The sequence below is a fragment of the Bacillus sp. ILBB4 genome, from assembly GCF_035064545.1.
In the GTDB taxonomy this organism is placed as follows: domain Bacteria; phylum Bacillota; class Bacilli; order Bacillales; family Bacillaceae_H; genus Priestia.
Map to the genome: position 1 here is coordinate 526,804 of NZ_JAIQVD010000004.1, position 16,486 is coordinate 543,289.

At 38.0% G+C, this 16,486-nt stretch carries 18 protein-coding genes; 5 read left to right on the plus strand and 13 right to left on the minus strand.

Translation table 11 applies throughout. The features are described from left to right. Nucleotides 1-455: 455 nt before the first annotated feature. The 3 genes from LAV82_RS19810 to LAV82_RS19820 form a co-directional block, all read right to left on the minus strand. Nucleotides 456-1,064, minus strand: a complete 609-nt coding sequence (locus LAV82_RS19810; RefSeq protein ID WP_013056792.1) for a methyltransferase — start codon at nucleotides 1,062-1,064, stop codon at nucleotides 456-458. Nucleotides 1,065-1,132: 68 nt separating this feature from the next. Further along, nucleotides 1,133-1,309, minus strand: a complete 177-nt coding sequence (locus LAV82_RS19815; protein ID WP_013056791.1) for a hypothetical protein — start codon at nucleotides 1,307-1,309, stop codon at nucleotides 1,133-1,135. 95 nt (nucleotides 1,310-1,404) lie between these two features. Further along, nucleotides 1,405-2,019, minus strand: a complete 615-nt coding sequence (locus LAV82_RS19820; protein WP_029321439.1) for a poly-gamma-glutamate hydrolase family protein — start codon at nucleotides 2,017-2,019, stop codon at nucleotides 1,405-1,407. Between the two features lie 391 nt (nucleotides 2,020-2,410). Here LAV82_RS19820 and cyoE point away from each other — a divergent pair, with 391 nt between their 5' ends. Continuing rightward, complete coding sequence (gene cyoE / locus LAV82_RS19825) at nucleotides 2,411-3,328, plus strand: heme o synthase (RefSeq protein WP_013056789.1); 918 nt, start codon at nucleotides 2,411-2,413, stop codon at nucleotides 3,326-3,328. 24 nt (nucleotides 3,329-3,352) lie between these two features. Here cyoE and LAV82_RS19830 read toward each other — a convergent pair whose 3' ends face one another. Next, nucleotides 3,353-4,291 (minus strand): carbohydrate kinase family protein, encoded by a 939-nt coding sequence (locus tag LAV82_RS19830; RefSeq protein ID WP_211078785.1) that lies wholly within the window; start codon nucleotides 4,289-4,291, stop codon nucleotides 3,353-3,355. 1 nt (nucleotide 4,292) lies between these two features. Further along, nucleotides 4,293-4,502 (minus strand): cysteine-rich CWC family protein, encoded by a 210-nt coding sequence (locus LAV82_RS19835; protein ID WP_029321430.1) that lies wholly within the window; start codon nucleotides 4,500-4,502, stop codon nucleotides 4,293-4,295. A 162-nt stretch (nucleotides 4,503-4,664) separates the two neighbouring features. Between LAV82_RS19835 and dsdA the strand changes: the two genes are divergently transcribed. Next, nucleotides 4,665-6,020 (plus strand): D-serine ammonia-lyase, encoded by a 1,356-nt coding sequence (dsdA, locus tag LAV82_RS19840; protein ID WP_499716772.1) that lies wholly within the window; start codon nucleotides 4,665-4,667, stop codon nucleotides 6,018-6,020. Between the two features lie 35 nt (nucleotides 6,021-6,055). On the opposite strand, the gene LAV82_RS19845 is transcribed toward dsdA, so the two are convergent. From LAV82_RS19845 to LAV82_RS19855, 3 genes are all read right to left on the minus strand, one after another. After that, complete coding sequence (locus tag LAV82_RS19845; RefSeq protein WP_223272349.1) at nucleotides 6,056-7,438, minus strand: PH domain-containing protein; 1,383 nt, start codon at nucleotides 7,436-7,438, stop codon at nucleotides 6,056-6,058. Beyond that, nucleotides 7,431-7,913 (minus strand): PH domain-containing protein, encoded by a 483-nt coding sequence (locus tag LAV82_RS19850; RefSeq protein ID WP_499716773.1) that lies wholly within the window; start codon nucleotides 7,911-7,913, stop codon nucleotides 7,431-7,433. Before LAV82_RS19850 ends, LAV82_RS19845 begins: the two co-directional genes overlap by 8 nt. A gap of 142 nt (nucleotides 7,914-8,055) precedes the next feature. Continuing rightward, nucleotides 8,056-9,387, minus strand: a complete 1,332-nt coding sequence (locus tag LAV82_RS19855; RefSeq protein WP_057237034.1) for an NAD-dependent malic enzyme — start codon at nucleotides 9,385-9,387, stop codon at nucleotides 8,056-8,058. Between the two features lie 309 nt (nucleotides 9,388-9,696). Here LAV82_RS19855 and LAV82_RS19860 point away from each other — a divergent pair, with 309 nt between their 5' ends. Then, on the plus strand, nucleotides 9,697-10,275 hold the full coding sequence (locus LAV82_RS19860) for an LOG family protein (protein WP_029321425.1): 579 nt from the start codon (nucleotides 9,697-9,699) through the stop codon (nucleotides 10,273-10,275). A 29-nt stretch (nucleotides 10,276-10,304) separates the two neighbouring features. Here the strand turns inward: LAV82_RS19860 and LAV82_RS19865 are convergent, their stop codons facing one another. Beyond that, nucleotides 10,305-11,516, minus strand: coding sequence for a cytochrome P450 (locus LAV82_RS19865; RefSeq protein ID WP_013056782.1), 1,212 nt, complete (start codon nucleotides 11,514-11,516; stop codon nucleotides 10,305-10,307). Nucleotides 11,517-11,801: 285 nt separating this feature from the next. Between LAV82_RS19865 and LAV82_RS19870 the strand changes: the two genes are divergently transcribed. Both LAV82_RS19870 and LAV82_RS19875 read left to right on the plus strand, forming a co-directional pair. Beyond that, complete coding sequence (locus tag LAV82_RS19870; RefSeq protein WP_499716774.1) at nucleotides 11,802-12,533, plus strand: ZIP family metal transporter; 732 nt, start codon at nucleotides 11,802-11,804, stop codon at nucleotides 12,531-12,533. A gap of 83 nt (nucleotides 12,534-12,616) precedes the next feature. After that, the gene (locus tag LAV82_RS19875) at nucleotides 12,617-13,162 is read left to right on the plus strand and encodes a DUF4825 domain-containing protein (protein ID WP_499716775.1); all 546 of its coding nucleotides are present in this window, start codon (nucleotides 12,617-12,619) and stop codon (nucleotides 13,160-13,162) included. 20 nt (nucleotides 13,163-13,182) lie between these two features. Here the strand turns inward: LAV82_RS19875 and LAV82_RS19880 are convergent, their stop codons facing one another. From LAV82_RS19880 to LAV82_RS19895, 4 genes are all read right to left on the minus strand, one after another. Beyond that, nucleotides 13,183-13,491, minus strand: coding sequence for a hypothetical protein (locus tag LAV82_RS19880; RefSeq protein ID WP_235569088.1), 309 nt, complete (start codon nucleotides 13,489-13,491; stop codon nucleotides 13,183-13,185). Between the two features lie 31 nt (nucleotides 13,492-13,522). Then, the gene (locus LAV82_RS19885) at nucleotides 13,523-13,756 is read right to left on the minus strand and encodes a hypothetical protein (protein WP_235569089.1); all 234 of its coding nucleotides are present in this window, start codon (nucleotides 13,754-13,756) and stop codon (nucleotides 13,523-13,525) included. Further along, the gene (locus LAV82_RS19890; protein ID WP_499716776.1) at nucleotides 13,756-13,959 is read right to left on the minus strand and encodes a GNAT family N-acetyltransferase; all 204 of its coding nucleotides are present in this window, start codon (nucleotides 13,957-13,959) and stop codon (nucleotides 13,756-13,758) included. The genes LAV82_RS19885 and LAV82_RS19890 overlap by 1 nt, the downstream gene beginning before the upstream one ends. A gap of 281 nt (nucleotides 13,960-14,240) precedes the next feature. Beyond that, entirely contained in the window at nucleotides 14,241-16,100 is a 1,860-nt protein-coding gene (locus LAV82_RS19895; RefSeq protein ID WP_499716777.1) for an N-acetylmuramoyl-L-alanine amidase, read from the minus strand. Nucleotides 16,101-16,486: the final 386 nt, after the last annotated feature.

A 16,486-nucleotide genomic window follows, 5' to 3' on the forward strand; every position in this document is an offset into this window, starting at 1 on the left:
AGATATCTCAAAACAAATCTGAACAGCTGTACACTTATTTAAAAATAAATAAGCAATTTCTTTACCCTTTTTTAGGGTAAAAAAATTGCTTATACAGTATATGCTGGGTTCTTTTCTCTGAAACCTTCTCATAAGTGCCGTTTTTGTTAATTTACGATTTAGCATACAAATTAATAAATTTGTTTTTGAGAGTTCTTATTTCTATCCACTAAATGTTTATTAACTTGTATGTAGCCTTCTCTTTCTGTACTAGCCCCGCCTGCGCTGAGTACACCGATAGCCACGCATGCTATCCAACCTAATTTCATTATAACAGAAAGCGCTTACATAATAAAGTGTTATGCTTTAATTTCTAAAAAGTTATAAATAAAAGCAGCAGATATTTTTCCACCTCCTGCTGACTTGTTAAATAGAACCGGCACGATACAGCTTTATCAAACAGTAAATACGTCGTCTTAATAAGCTACTTTATAAATCAAAAACCGTTCATATGGGTTTTTACGATCCAACTCTGGCAGCATTACCTCTTCTTTTAAAATGAAAGAAGGGTGTTTTTCGAGATGATGAAGATAATCCTCCGAACTATAATATAAAATCAAATCAATCTCGCGCTTATTCTCTTCCCACGAAAGCAAAATATTGTTCACTACTTGGATAAAAATTTGAACTGAAAAAGGATTAAAAAAATAAAAGCAGTTGTCTAGTGGATGAATTTTATATTCCTGGGCTAAACAACACTGAAAATGAATATGATGTTTGCGACCCTTGGCTTTTTTTAAATAGCGCCTCTGGTTATCTATGGCCTGCTCATAAAAGTGTTCATTCATTTCTACCCCTACAGCGGTGGCATTGCACAGGTAGTTCACATAAAAATTTAGCCTTCCTTTTCCACACCCGAAGTCGACAATTCTATCGCTGCTTGTTAGCTCATACTGAGTGAAAAGTGTTTCTAATGCACTATAAGGCGTGGGTTCATAACGGTGGTAATGAAATGAATCATTAAATCCCTTTTGTTCTCCCGTTGTTTTTATATTTAATAAAGCGTCATAATATTGCTCATTCATAGCTAATCTCCTGTTTATAGTTGTTGAAAAAGAGAAAGAAGGACAGATGTCCTTCTTTCTCTTTTTTCTCACTCTACTTTCACACGCATTTCTGATATTTTAAGACCAATCTCTTCGATTAACTGCACAGCTTCCGCTCGTTTTTGATCATCTAATGTGCTGATTCCCCGTACGTCTACGCTTTTTAAATATCGATAAGAGGCTTTAAGACGTTCTAGGGTATCTTCTTGGTCAAATGTTTTCATGATTATCTCCTCCAGTATATGTAGTTACTATATGTATACCACAAACATGTCCGTAATAAATCTAACCTGTTTAATAAATACTAAACGTATCTGATTTATCTAAGAGGAAATGCACTTCTAATAGCTGATATATACTCAAAGAATTCCTGGGTTTTCGAATTTTTCCGTTCATTTCTCGTATTAGTTGCAAAAAAAGCTTCTCTTTGCGCTTTACTTATCTCAATTTGCACACCCATCCGCCTAGCTGTTTTATTGGTTATATTTCTAGGGCTTGTACCGGAAAAAGGGTCTTGATCTGATAAAATTTCTGTACTAAAACCTTTGGAAACAAGCGCTTCATGTACTTTGGACCTTAACGCTTTGTCAGCACCGCCGATTTTAGTGTGTTTTTCACTTTTATCATTGTATCCATGAAAAGATACTACATAGTCTTCTTTCGATATAATAGTTAGCGCATGAGGTTCATCAAAATGAGTGGATGTGATATGAAGATCGGCATTTCCTGCTTTCTTTAACCCTTCAAATATATAGTACGAGTATTCGTTTCCTGCTAGCCCAACAGCAAGTTCGGATGTTCCAGTTTCGATACCTCCGCCGTGTATCGCAAGCATAATAATGTTAGAAGGTCTGATTTCAAATTGAATTTTGTAGTCTTGGTTGTATACTTCATAAGAGGCAAGTTCAGAGAAGCTAGCATATTTATCTGGCATCATATATCCTCCTTGTGAATAAGACATAGTAAATAAACTTATTAGTTCTTTCTTTAATGTACCACATCTTTTCTTTCATCACATACTATGTGATTGCAATTACCAATAAATATGGTACGATTAAGTTCGAGTTTCTTGCTCGTTAAAAGTTCACCAGATAGTCAAAATTTTCATTTTTAAGCATTCCATTTTTATCTTATAATAAAGGATGTACTTATTTTTAATTGGTAATTCGACATTTTTCTTTGTTTTTTTAAAAAGTTCAAGGAATGTTAACAAATTTTACGAGCAACCTTGATGTAATTACGATATTTTTTTGTTAAAATAGTTTAGTTGATTAATAAAGATTAGGTTTATTCATGCAAGAATAAGCTCAAAAAGGAGAATTGCTGTGAAAAATACCGAAGTTATCACAAAGGAATCACTTCCTATCAATCAGTATTTTTCCCGGGAAGTAATCAGTGCTATTATAAAAACTGGGATTATTAAATCGAACTCACTAGGAATGGTTGCTGGGCTTTGTCTCGCAATTGCTGTTAATGACTTAAGCTTTGTGACACAAATTCCTATCATTATTTTGGCTTTAATTGGGACATCCTTTGTCGTAGGAGGAGCTGGGGCAGTTAATAACTTCTATGACCGTGATATTGATGCGATCATGAAACGTACGAAAGACAGACCGACGGTAACAGGAGCGGTCAACCCTAAATTTGCTCTATGGTTAGGACTGGCTTTATTTGTTATCGGTGTAGGTATTTTATTTTTAGTTTCTAACATGGCCGCCATTATGGGTATTTTAGGATTTTTCTTTTATGTAGTGCCTTACACTATGCTTACAAAACGTACAACCATTTATAATACCGAAGTCGGAAGTATTTCTGGAGCTATGCCTCCAATCATTGGCTGGGCCGCTATTTCACCAGACTTATTTCATCCGGTAGCAATTGGATTGTTTGTATTTATGTTTTTATGGCAGCCTCCTCACTTCTACGCTATTGCGATTAGAAGACTTGAGGAATATAAAGCCGCAGGTGTACCAATGCTTCCTGTAGTAAAAGGTATCCGTCGTTCCAAAGTCCAAACGCTTGTATACCTAGTTATTTTACTAGCGGCATCTTTCTTATTTTTGTCGTTTAGTAAAATTATCGCATTTACAATGTTCGGTTTAACATTAGTGTGGATGCTTCTTGGAATTGTTGGATTTAAAAAATTAGAAGATACAAAATGGGCTACTTTAATGTTTGTGTTCTCATTGAACCATCTTACGATTATTTTTGCCCTTATGATTATACTGTCATTTTTTAAATAATAAACTTTCAAAAGCAGGTAGCTATCAGCTACCTGCTTTTATACTAGATACATCTTTTGCTTTAAGCGAAATTATTCCTCCATACCTTGCCGAAACTGCTCCACCTAACGCGTTAGCAAAGGTTGTGTACTGCTTCTGTGACTCCTCACTTTCAGGTAATCCTTTTTCGTGAACGCACCATAAAATTCCTGCCATAAATGCATCACCCGCTCCCGTCGTGTCTATCGCCTGCACTTCTTTTGCACTCACATGAAGCGTTTGATTTGCAGTAACGGCTGCTGCGCCATTTTCTCCCTGAGTGACCCATACGTACGGAATATGATATGCTCTCAGTTTTTCTAGGCTTTCTGTCAGGTCTGCTGAATTCATCAAAAATAGGAGCTCATCTTGAGAGATTTTCAAAATGTCTGTTTCGGACAAAAACGGTGTCACGATATTTCTACATGCTGCTTCACTTTCCCATCTTTTCATTCGAATATTTGGATCAAACGCTACAAGCATAAGATGTTTTTTTGCGAGCCTCACGGCTTCTTTTGTAGTTTGCTGAGAAATCGGATGAAACAACGTACCTGATCCAAAATAAAAAATCGCTGCCTGCTCAAATAAAGCTTCCTGCAGCTCATGTTTATACACTTGCTCATGAGGTGTAGAATCTATGTAGGAATGAAAGTAACGATCTCCTTCTTTACTTTTATGTACATACACTTCACAAACTTTTTTAGTCTCCGATATTACACAGCCGCTTTGATTCACTCCTTCAATTAAAAGGTTCTTTCTTACAAAATCACTTGTTTCATCACTGCCTAACTTGCAGATATAATATGCTTTTGCTCCTAACTTCTGAACTCCAACTGCTACATTAACGGTTGTGCCTCCCAAAAAAGGGTCAAAGCTAGTGTTAAATTCGTTTTTAGCAATATAATCAATAAATGCCTCACCGTATGAAATAATTCCTTTTTTCAAGTTAATCCTCACCTTCTTTCTTCTGTCTCCCAACGCATTTGACACATACACACGCTTTTCCTCTGCTTTCTAAAGGAATTTGTTTAAACAGACCAGGAGTAAAAACTTTCTGCATACACCAACACTTTTCTATTTCTCTGCCTTGTACAGAAGCACAGTTATTTTTTTCTCCGCAGATAGGACACCTGCTATCATCGCCTGAAAATGGCATGAATTCCTCTCCTTTTTTCTATGTAATTGTATAGATTATCTTTATTAGTATACAAGAGGTGGTTAAAATGTGCTTTCCGCTTTTTGATATTTTCGTTTTCAACTTCTTCTATTCTTGATACTATACATATAAAGGAAATAACATATTGCGAAAGGAGCCTTTATGACGACACATTTATTTCACCAAAAGCCCCTTGCTACATGGATGCATGAATATCCTTTATTAACACCTTTAATCAATAAACAGGAAATACTTTGGATAAATCCTTATATAAAACCTGCTCAAGGAGAACTTTCTTCACTTTCTTTACATACCAAAGATATAAAAGATGCAAAAGAACGTCTTTCTCGCTTTTCTTCTTTTCTTCAAATCGCTTTTCCGGAGCTGAAAGCATCAAAAGGAATCATTGAATCACCTCTTCAAGAAATTGCATACATGAAAGACTATTTAAATCAACAAATGAATAACATGCTGCAAGGAAAATTACTGATGAAATGCGATCATGATCTTCCCATATCAGGTTCTATTAAAGCAAGAGGCGGCATTTATGAAGTATTAAAATTTGCTGAAAGTCTTGCTATCAAAGAAGGACTGCTTACCGAGGAAGACAGCTACGCTCTTCTAGCTGAAGAACGATGTAAAAAGTTATTTTCTTCTTATTCTATTGCAGTAGGATCTACCGGTAATTTAGGTTTAAGCATTGGTATTATGAGCGCTACTCTCGGCTTTAACGTCACCGTCCATATGTCAGCGGACGCTAAAAAATGGAAAAAAGATCTACTTCGTTCTAAAGGTGTAACCGTTATTGAATATCAGTCTGACTACGGAAAAGCCGTGGAAGAAGGACGAAAGCAAGCCGAAGCAGACCCCGCCTGTCATTTTATTGACGATGAGCAGTCTAGAGATTTATTTCTTGGTTATTCCGTCGCTGCTTTACGTTTGAAAAAGCAGCTAGCCGAGCTGCGGATTCAAGTAGACGCCGAACACCCTTTATTTGTCTATTTACCTTGCGGAGTAGGCGGAGGTCCTGGCGGTATTACGTTTGGATTAAAAGCAATATACGGTGATCACGTTCACTGCTTTTTTGCTGAACCTACTCACTCTCCTTGCATGCTGCTTGGATTAATGACCGAGCTGCATGATGGCATTTCCGTTACGGATATTGGACTTGATAACGCAACAGCTGCCGATGGACTAGCTGTAGGAAGGCCATCTAGCTTTGTAGGCGAAACGATAAAATCGCTTATTAGCGGAATTTATACCGTAGAAGATGATCAGCTTTTCCGATTTATTTATGAGCTAGCCAATGGTGAAAATATGTATATAGAACCTTCAGCAGCGGCTGGTCTACAAGGACCTCTCCACCTGATGGAAAGCGGGTCTTCCTATATACAAGCGCAAGGACTAGAAAACGATATGTCAAAAGCTACTCACCTTGTATGGTCAACTGGAGGCAGTATGGTGCCAGTTGAGGTGATGAATAGCTATTACGAGCAAGGGAAAAAATTTAATGAATAGATAACGTCAAAAGGCATGGAGAACAATGATGTTCTTCATGCCTTTTTAGACGAAGTAGCTTGCAGAAAGATAGGATGCCAAATCTCAAATGGAAAATATCCCGACTTATAGCTGCCGCTTGTACCCATAGTTGCAATTTTTATTTTCCTGTATCCTTTTTTCCATAAAAAGGTGCCTGCAAACACCTCAATTTCTTCTATTTTCTTTCTTCTAATAATCGTTGTTTTTCGTGTTAAAAACTGCGATCGAATACTGACAAATACATCGTTCATCATTAAGCCGCCTTGACGATAGCCCCCCCAGTGAATAAGTACGTATACAAGGCAGAGCACAGCAATAATCCACACAAACATGGATTTCCAAAAGCTGATGCCAATCCCTGCCGCCGCAAATAACAAGACCGGTACTAGTAATGGATACCACGCATATTGAATTGCTGTATTTCTTGGACACTTTATATATTCATAGTGCGGCACATATACGTTCATTAACGCTGCAATCTTTTTTTGCTGGATAAACGGGTGCAAATAGACCTTTTCTTTTAAATCAGAGGTTACGACGTTTAACGAAACGGAAGACCATCCAAATAAGCGTCGAACCAACCCTTCCTCTATCGTAACAGCCTGTATTTTATGAAAAGGAATCGTAAGGGATTTCTTATTTAACAGTCCGTATTTAATATGTAGATAATGATCGTAGCGTTCTACGGTAAAACCGCCAAATCGTATCACATATAAAACGATAGACAGCAAATAAGCAAGCACCACAATTACAGCCACTAATACAAATAAACCAAGCATCGATTGATGAATCACTTCTTCGTAAGCTGTCTTCACCCAGCGGTTGATATACGTATCAATATACTGATAGAGAAAACCAAGAGCAGCAAATATATAGCCAAAATTCCCGGAAAACGCAGCAGCTAACGCCAGCTGTTTCACCGACACTTTCATCGTACGTTCAGGACTTTTTTCCCTTATTTCCGGCTGACTCCCTGACAGCTTTAACGTATCTTTAAGATGGTGCGCTTCTTTTAGTGAAATACCAGATAAATCAATTTCAGCATCTGTACCGCTGCTGGCCGTGTCAATACGAAGCCGGGCTAAGCGAAGAATTCTAAAAACAAAAGGCTGATCTAACTGAATCGATTGAATGCGATTTCGTTGAATAAATCTTTTTTCTTTTTTAAAAATCCCTTTATACAGACGCACTTCCGTTTCCGTTACTTCATAACGAAATTCCTTCCAAGTAAAAAAAGCAAATAAAGCGACTACGCCTCCCGCTAATAGCGTTGCCCACCAATATGTAAACAACAGGTGCCGATTGACAATAAATACAAATACAAAAGGCAGGATATTATTTTTTATATGTTCAATAAATGCTATTGCAATATATAGCGGATGCAGCCGCTTACTCATCTTCATCATCTACCTCTGCTAGTCTAGCAATATACTCTCGCAGTGCTTCAGCATCTCTTTGTACAAGTGCAGGAATTTCGACGCTTCCAGCTGCTGTGATGATTTTAACAGATGCCAAGTCAAATTTTCGAAAAATCGGCCCTGTCAACGTTTCAACGTGCTGCACTTTCACAAGCGGAATTTTCGTATGATACCAGATGAACAGCCCTCTTTGTATATCAATTTGAGTATCTGTGACTTCATATGAATATACATTCATATATACATTTGGAGCTATAATTGTATATATGATAAAGCTCATGACTAATAGTCCAGCTGATATCCATCCAATAATTGACCACCAATCAAAAAAATGAACGAGTAGAAAATAACCCGCTGTTGCAAGAAGCCACAGGCTATGCGTAAAAATGGATTGCCAGCGCATCGCTTTTTTAGCCTCGAGGGGCAATTTGCCCTTTAAATGTTCAAACTCCATAAAAACTCCTTTCTCTACCTTTTTTACTATTTCTATTACTATATTACGTTAAAAAAGGAAAAAAGTTTCATAGTTTGCTATTTTCTTATTATTTTTTGATAAAAAACAAACAAGGCTGCCTATTTCGAGGCAGCCTTGTTTGTTATCGATAAACGCCGTCTTTCTCTCCGTGTACAACAGCCGCTCTTTCAACTGCTTCAGATACTGCTTCATGTACAGCTAGATTAAGAGGATGAGGAACTAAATCGCCTGGACGCGTTGAATTTGCAATGGCTTCAGCTGCAGCTACAAGCATCGTATGCGTAATATCGCGCACCCCCGCATTTAACACTCCTCTGAAAATACCTGGGAAGCCAAGTACATTATTTACTGACCTTCCGTCAGTAGCGTAAATAGCTCCTGCTTCAAGAGCATCTTCAGGTTCAATTTCTGGCTTTGGATTAGAAAGTGCTAGAATGATTTGCCCTTTTCGAATCCATTCTTTTTGTATTAAGCCAGGTACACCTGTTGTCGCAATAACAATATCACAGTTCTCCATAAGCTCTTCTAATGAATCAGCTACTTTTCCACCGTAGCTGACTAAGCGCTCATTCGCTTCAGGAGACTTATCAGCTCCTATCACCTGTTTAACACCGTAAGCCATGAACATTCTGCAAGTAGCGATGCCAGCAGCTCCTAAGCCGATTTGTCCTACTTTTGCTTCTTTCAAATTCACACCTGTGCTGCGACAAGCTGAGATAGCTGCCGCTAGCGTCACCACCGCTGTTCCGTGCTGATCATCATGCATAACTGGAATATCGAGCTCTTCTTTTAAACGTTCTTCAATTTCAAAGCAGTGAGGCGACCCTATATCTTCTAGTAAAATACCGCCAAATCCCGGTGAAATATTTTTAACCGTTTGAATGATTTCTTCCGGCTCATTTACATTCAACAAAATAGGGATAGCGTTTACATTGGCAAGTTGATCAAATAACGCAGCTTTTCCTTCCATAACAGGCATTCCTGCAACTGGACCAATATTTCCTAATCCTAGTATAGCGGTACCATCTGTTACAATCGCAACCGTGTTTCCAATACTCGTATAAATCTTCGCTTTGTCCGGCTGTTCTTGAATAGCACGGCAAACGTTTGCTACACCAGGGGTATATACTCTTCTTAAATCAGCAATTGACTCAATTTTCATTTTGCTTTTCATTTGAATTTTGCCGCCTTCATGCGCATGAAGAACTTCATCTGATACTGTATGTAAAGTAATGCCTTCTAAACTGCGAACCGCTTCAAGCAATTCCTCAAGCTGGTCTTCACTTTCTACTTGAACCGTAATGCTTCTCATGGTGTAGTTATGTCCTACTTTAACGGTTTCAACTTCGCCAATATCTCCTCCAACATTTCCAATAGCTGTTGCTACTCTTCCTAAGTTTCCCGGTACGGTCGGTGTTTGTACCATTAATGTGCGTATTAAATTGTTCAGCATATCCCCATATCCCCCTTGTCTTAATCCTGCAAGTACGTATGCTTACTAATTGAAACGTTTAAAATGGTCAAATTCCCTATAAGTTCATGTTATCTACTTATCTTACAAGTAGATCTATACGTACTGTCTTTTCCATTAAAAGAAAAGCAATAGATAACGCTTTCAAACAGACGTTTCGCTTTGATTATAAGCAAAGTTTTTAGAATAATCAAGCGATGACATTGTGAAAATTCATAAATTATTAAGAAGGAATTTGTTCTTCACAAACAGAAAAGACTTATATAGAAAAGAAACAAAGGAGTGAATCAATTGAAATCAATTTGTGTGTTTGCAGGATCAAGCGCTGGAATAAAAACAGAATATAAAGAGGCCGCCGTCTCGCTAGGACGCTACATGGCCCAAAAAAACTACCGGCTGATTTACGGAGGCTCGCGAATGGGCCTGATGGGAGAAGTCGCAAATGAAATGCTTCAGCATGGAGGCGAAGTCATCGGCATTATGCCCCGCGGTTTGTTTAGCGGTGAAATTGTTCATACCGCGCTGACAGAACTCATCGAAGTAGAGAGCATGCATGAGCGAAAGGCAACTATGCACGAGTTAGCTGATGGTTATATTGCGCTTCCTGGAGGTTTCGGGACATTTGAAGAGTTGTTTGAGGCTCTTTGTTGGGCTCAAATTGGTATACATAAAAAACCAGTAGGGTTATTAAATGTGAACGGCTACTACAACCCGCTTATGCAAATGGTTCAGCATGCCGTAGATGAAGGGTTTTCTACGGATTCTGCTATTCGTCTCATCAACATTTCTGATACTCCCGAGCAGCTTATCTCTTCAATGGACACGTACACGTCCCCTTCAGAGGACCAAAAATGGAACACTGAACGCTAAAAAGCAAGCGCATAATTTGCGCTCGCTTTTTAAGCTTTATTAAAAGTAATCTCATATTTTTTTACGCCAAAAACAAAAGGGCTGCCTATTGGCTTTAAAGACTGATTTTGAACTTTCGAAAATTCTCCTTTTTCTAGTAACTTAGTAAAAGCAATTTTCCCTTCCATTCTTGCTAGCGGTGCTCCTAAGCAAAAATGGATGCCAAATCCAAAGCTCACGTGAGGATTTGTTTTACGATGCACGACAAAAGTGTCAGGACGTTCAAACTTAGCTGAATCTCTATTTGCACTCGCTGCCCAGCTAATTACCTGCTGTCCTTTTTTAATCTTACACTCTCCAAGTTCTACATCTTCAGCAGCTATGCGTCCAATCGCTTGAATAGGAGGATAATAGCGAAGCGTTTCTTCTACCAGGTTCGGAACCAGCGATATGTCTCGACGAACTTCATTCTGCACGTCTACGTCTTCTGTCATATACCGAACTCCGTTCGTAATTAAGTTTGTTGTTGTCTCATTACCTGCTACTAGCAATAAAATACAGAACCCCAGCACTTCCTCTTCTGTTAAATGCTCGCCGTCGATTTCTGCTTCTAAAAGAAGCGAAATGAGATCTTCTTGTTTATTTTGCTGACGCTCCGCGATAATTTCTTTAAAATACCCTTGTAAAAAAATCACGCCTTCATTACGCTTTTGCATCATTTTCGCAAAAGCTTCGTCTGAATTATTTTCAGCACCGCTCACTAAGTCATCGGAGTATTTTTTAAACAGTGCTCGGTCTTGTATTGGTACTCCTAGCAGCTCTGCTATTACAATAATCGGCAGTGGTCCAGCAAAGTCTTCTACTATGTCAAACTTTTTTTTGCTGCTTACTTCATCTAATAAATAATCTGCAATCTCTTCAATATGACCCTCCAAGTGCTGAATAGCTCTTGGCGTAAAAGCTTTGTTTACTAAGTTTCGTAACTTTGTATGTTTTGGAGGGTCCATCATTAAAATACTTTCTTGGCGTTCTTCCATTGCTCGTTTGGATGAAAAAAGCGACGGGTTTTTTAAAATATACTTTACTGTTTCATAATCAAATACATCCCAGCAGTTTCGGCTTTCATCGTAACGAATAGGTGCCTCTTGACGCAGACTGTTATAAATATCAAATGGGTAAAGCTGCTGTTCAACTGATTTGATTTCTTGCATAGGAATCCAGTTAGCATAGCGATTTTCTCTTTTTACTGCTTTTGAATTCATCTCGTATTCCTTCTTTCGTTTAAAAGTGACCTCGTTAAGTTTTTTAATCTTCTACAGATCAAAGAATTTTTTTCCATCTTTGTATCTTTTGATCAGACTATCACAAGGTTTTTTCCCTTTCAACGGACATAATCAGAAAATTTTGTCAATTATACAGAAGACTTATTTTATTTAAGGTCTAAATCAGTGATTTTTTTCCATTTTTTTAGTTCATTTATCTTGTTTCATAATAATCATAGAGATGGTTACACTACAGGTAAGTACGTAAGAAAGTAGGGATCTCATGTGATAGATGCCCTTATGTGGGGTGGTGTCTCAGGCTCAGCTGTATTAATTGGAGCTATTATAGCTATTTTTATACCTTTAAAAAAACAGTTGACTGCTTATATTATGGCTTTTGGCACGGGCGTTTTGTTAGGAGCTGCTGCTTACGAGCTCATTCAAGATTCGGTAAAAGAAGCGGGAATCATTGCTTCTTCTTTAGGCTTTTTAACAGGCGCAGCACTTTTTACTCTTCTTGACATCTCCTTAGCTAAAAAAGGCGCTCACAAAAGAAAACGTTCGGACCACCTTGTCCCCGCTAGCTCGGGACTAGCCATTTTTATTGGTACTATTATGGATGCTATACCTGAGTCACTGATGATTGGCGCAAGTTTGATTGAACAGCACCACGTTAGCTGGCTGCTTGTTGTCTCTATTTTTATCAGCAATATACCCGAAGGAATCTCCGGGACAAGCGGACTACTAAAAAGCCAATATAAGCAAAAGAAAATTTTTTCATTATGGCTTTCAGTCTTCTTTATATCAGCTCTTTGTTCTTGGATTGGATATCTATTTCTTCAAAATGCTACCCCAAACATGATGGGTTTTATTGCCTCATTCGCCGGTGGTGGAATTGTGGCAATGGTTGCTTCTACGATGTTGCCAGAAGCTTTTGAAGAAGGTGGTCCTGTTATTGGTTTTATTGCTTCATTAGGGTTATTAACTTCTATTATTTTGGATTATATGTCTTTTTAATGAATAAACTTATATTTTGTATGAAACAAAATATATAGGTCTTTCGTCTTTACAAGTAGATATAAATAAAAGGAGTTACCATTATGAAAAAAATATGTGCTTCTCTTACACTTTGCACAGTGCTCACTTGCCTATCAGGGTGTACCTATGCACCTCATAATAATCTGTCTGCCGAAAGAGTCTCTGCTTCTTCTATTCAACATACTTCTTCTTCAAAACATGAGGCTTCAGTAGAGGAAATTACAAATAAGCTTCCAGGACACGTTTATTTAAAAGGTATAGCCTTTCAAGATACGCAAAAACCTTATTACTTAGCAATTAATTACGCTGCAATAAATAATCAGCATACGTTTGAAAAAAGCTGGACGTCTGTGAAAACTAAACGCATACTTTTACATAACGCAACCATCTTACTTTCTGCCGTACAAAATGCTGACAGCGTTCACTTTACTATTAATACGACTGTTCCTCAGACAATCACCATTACTCGAAAAGAGTTAACCGACTTCTACGGAATAGATCTGGGGAATTATAATGACGTGAAACAAGTATGGAAAGAAAAATTCGAAGGAAAGCAAGAAAAAATCGAGGAATTTTATGATGCACATCCAATTACGGAAATGCAGTAAAAGCGGCCCATGACCGCTTTTTAAAGTTGTTTTTTCATAAACACCTGCTCAAGTTTGATTCCTTCATCTGTATATAAATCTTGAAAACCAAATGATTTTAACATTTTCACGAGTAAGCTATTTCTTTTTTCAGGTACATTATATGTATTGTAAGCAATTGGTCCATACATATTAAAAATGGTTGCTAATAAAAAGCCCAGAACGTCCTCTGAATTTGAGATATGTTCCTTAACGCTTCCTTGATAAAAAGTAACGGAATTCACGATGCCTATGGAAGAAAAATTCTTTTGAAATAACAGATAGCCAACTTCTTCGTTTTTTTCATTCAACGCAATAAACGATTCTCCATCACGAATACAGTCAAATTGATTTTTTCCACGGAACGTCGTATGTATAAAAGGGTAGGTTTCGAATATCTTTTGCAAGCCTTCGCTTTAACGAATACGTAAGCTGATTCTTCTTTTTAAGTAGAGAAGCGTGAAAACTACCTCTATGCTTTAGAAATAAAAGGGTATCTACAATCTCATATCCGTATTTCTGATAAAGGTGAATGGCTTTTTCATTCACTTTAAATGCTTCCAGACTGGCTTCCACTACTCCTTGCTGCTGTATCTCTCAAGTGTAGCTTTTAGTAAGGCTTCTCCAATTCCCAGTTTTCGGTAAGGTAAGGCTACGCTTGTACCTCCATTCCAAGCATGTTTTTTTCCCTTGACCTTTTTTATTCCATTTAACATAATTCCAGCTGGTGTATTATTATAAAAAGCCATAAAAGAATGGTCGACAGATAGCTGATCCAACCAAATCTACAAGTGAATTGATTTAGTGACAGCTCAATCGGAAGATAATAATCTTCAAAACCCTTATTGAATGCTTGTAGTGCATCAGAAAAAGAACACTGGCTTAGAGGCTTAATTATAATCATGGGACATTCCTTCCTTTTGTAAAAAGATAATAAGCTAGAAAATCATTATAAGAAAACATCATCAATAACCTTCTGAATTTTTGTGGTTTTTAAAAGAAAAGAAAGAGACATATCCTTTAAGCATCCTGTCTCTTCCTTTTCTTTTAACACTCTATTCTATTGTCTTTTAACCTCTACATCCGACGCTTTCACAAACGCATAGCGGTGATTAAAATAAATTTGATAATATTCGTCTTTTCCAACAATCATTTTATGATCGTTTGGATTTGTTGTAAAAGTTGGTGCATAGTAATAGTCACTCGTTACTTTTTCTACCCCCACGTACACCTGCTCTGGAGAAATTTTATACTGAAGTGGCACCATAGCTTTAACTGGTATATTAGAAGGATAGGCTGAAGCTTCGGGGAAAGCTCCTCCGTACACTTGAATGCTTTCTTTTCCTGCTTTTGGCGTTAATAATATGCCTGTACCTTTACTTGTATTTTTATTATGGGGATTATAAAACCACGCTTTTTGCCCTCCGTACCAAATCGCTGTCCATTCTCCTTTTGTCTCAGCCACTGCATACGTTTGTCCAGTTACTGCTTTGCTTCCCCAGTCTAACGTTTGTTTCGTTCCTGGCCCTGAAGCTGCAGGCTCATTCAGTAGCGGTGAATCATTGCTGGGAGCTTGATGCAAATACACAAAATTGGCCGGCTGCTTTGGTGCATCCGATACCTCCGGCTGATTATTTTTAAAGACTGGATTAATCGTAACGGCTAGTTTGTTTGTATGCTGGCGCTCGACTGGATTTCCTACTAAATCCATGTAGTGCCCCCAATCCCAAAACGGCCCTGGATCTGAATGCATACCTGATTGAGCCTTAGGAGACAAACCCGGCACCTCATCATGACCAATAATATGAGCTCTGTCTAACGGAATATTATATTCTTTGGCAAGGTGGCGTACGAGTCTTGCCGAAGAACGGTACATTTCTTCTGTAAACCACGTGGATCCTTCAAGAGCAAACCCTTCATGCTCGATTCCAATACTGTGCGTATTAAAATACCAGTTTCCTGCATGCCATGCTACGTCTTTGTTATGGATCATCTGTGCGATGTGGCCATCACTTGAACGGATTACATAGTTTGCAGCTGCTCTATTAGGGTTAGCAAACAAATCAATCGTTCCATCATAACTTACTTCTGTATCATGAATAACAATATAACGAACATCTGATTTTTGACGATTTGCAATATCATAGTTTCCGTAATCTGAAGGACTTTCGCTAAATTTTCCGTAAAAAGCAGGGATGTATTCACATTTTAAAGATGGCGGACAATCCGCTTTATTCGTATTGGAATTTTCAGCACGAGGAATCGACATATCTATATTTTGAGGGGAAATTTTAAGATGCTGTCCGTCTGATGTTGTATGCTCTGCTCCTTTTTCCAACGTTTCATATACATCATCGGCAAATACTTGAGCGTTTTCTTTATCCTGAGAAGAACTGTAAGCGGCAACTGCGTCGTACCATTTCTGATCAGTGGACGGTGCGTTTCCATTTTTGTCTTTTGCGATAAAAGCTAGTACAGCAGCGCCACCGCGAATATTTTGCACAGGATCTTTTTTTAATCTTTCTTTATCTGACTTAAGCAGCTTAGCAGCTAAGGAGAGCGTTTGCTGTTTGTCATATGCTGGTTTTGAAGGTGCAGCTCCGTTTCCTTTTCCATCTTCTAAAGAAGGGATGTCTGTTAAATGCATAAGACCGTATCCCCCGGCCGCACTAGGTTTTCCATTATGATTTTCCCAGCGCGACTTGTTGTAGGAAATTGCTTTTAAAAGCGAAGCTGGCACACCAAATTCTTTAGATGCTTGTGCAAATGCTAGCTCCAAAGAATCTGACTGATCCTCTGCAGCCAAAGCGACTACAGGCGCTTGTAGCGTATGAATAGACGTATAAGCTGTACACATAACCCCGGCTGCAAGCATGGCTACCCCTATCTTATTTAATTTTAATCGTTTCTTTAGTTTCAAACGTATTCCTCCCCCGTAAAGTATGTAAATGAAGTCAATAAAGACATAATATGACTTTACCTCGTTCTCAACCATTTCGTCTTCTTTCTTTCTATTCCCTTGAGACAATAGTCTAGAAGATTCGACAGAGTTACTAGGAGGAAAGATGTGGTACGAGGAAAAAATCATAAAAATCATCCCTCTTCTTTAAAGCTGCGCTCTCAAAAATGGTTGAGTACAAAGGCGGTCCATTCATCCCTTTTGCTGCCTTTTTAATAAAGCAGCAATATTGTAGATAATGACATTCCTTCTATAATTCAACTATTACTAAACCAAATTTCTTAATTTACCAGTTTTTAACAGACTGTACGTTCGACATTTTAGTAACTTTTCACCATAGTTAACCA

What these genes read in the sequence shown, in the direction of transcription:
- LAV82_RS19845 (WP_223272349.1), bottom strand. Translation starts at nt 7,438, where the DNA reads ATGAGTAAGCGGCTGCATCCGCTATATATTGCAATAGCATTTATTGAA.
- LAV82_RS19820 (WP_029321439.1), bottom strand. Translation starts at nt 2,019, where the DNA reads ATGCCAGATAAATATGCTAGCTTCTCTGAACTTGCCTCTTATGAAGTA.
- LAV82_RS19835 (WP_029321430.1), bottom strand. Translation starts at nt 4,502, where the DNA reads ATGCCATTTTCAGGCGATGATAGCAGGTGTCCTATCTGCGGAGAAAAA.
- LAV82_RS19815 (WP_013056791.1), bottom strand. Translation starts at nt 1,309, where the DNA reads ATGAAAACATTTGACCAAGAAGATACCCTAGAACGTCTTAAAGCCTCT.
- LAV82_RS19810 (WP_013056792.1), bottom strand. Translation starts at nt 1,064, where the DNA reads ATGAATGAGCAATATTATGACGCTTTATTAAATATAAAAACAACGGGA.
- LAV82_RS19865 (WP_013056782.1), bottom strand. Translation starts at nt 11,516, where the DNA reads ATGAATTCAAAAGCAGTAAAAAGAGAAAATCGCTATGCTAACTGGATT.
- dsdA (WP_499716772.1), top strand. Translation starts at nt 4,665, where the DNA reads ATGACGACACATTTATTTCACCAAAAGCCCCTTGCTACATGGATGCAT.
- LAV82_RS19850 (WP_499716773.1), bottom strand. Translation starts at nt 7,913, where the DNA reads ATGGAGTTTGAACATTTAAAGGGCAAATTGCCCCTCGAGGCTAAAAAA.
- LAV82_RS19875 (WP_499716775.1), top strand. Translation starts at nt 12,617, where the DNA reads ATGAAAAAAATATGTGCTTCTCTTACACTTTGCACAGTGCTCACTTGC.
- LAV82_RS19855 (WP_057237034.1), bottom strand. Translation starts at nt 9,387, where the DNA reads ATGCTGAACAATTTAATACGCACATTAATGGTACAAACACCGACCGTA.